Here is a 200-nt window from a genome sequence, read left to right as displayed (position 1 = left end):
AAACGGGCGCAGCGCAGTACTACCGTGATGCACGCATTCTGCCGATCTACGAAGGCACGACCGCGATCCAGGCCAATGACCTGGTCGGCCGCAAGACCGTGCGCGATGCCGGCGCCACTGCCAAGGGCATCTTGGCGCAGGTGCGTCGCACCGAGGAAGAGCTGTCGGCTTCTTCGTCGGCCGATCTGGCGGCCATCCGC

1 pseudogene is annotated in these 200 nt (G+C 66.0%); it reads left to right on the top strand.

The window, feature by feature from the left end:
* Positions 1 to 200: pseudogene (locus TSA66_RS26275) on the top strand (acyl-CoA dehydrogenase); the annotation flags it as partial.

Source organism: Noviherbaspirillum autotrophicum (assembly GCF_000818395.1).
Classification (GTDB): Bacteria; Pseudomonadota; Gammaproteobacteria; order Burkholderiales; family Burkholderiaceae_D; genus Noviherbaspirillum; species Noviherbaspirillum autotrophicum.
The sequence above is the reverse complement of the archived record's forward strand: the minus strand, read 5'-3'. Positions and strand labels throughout refer to the sequence as shown.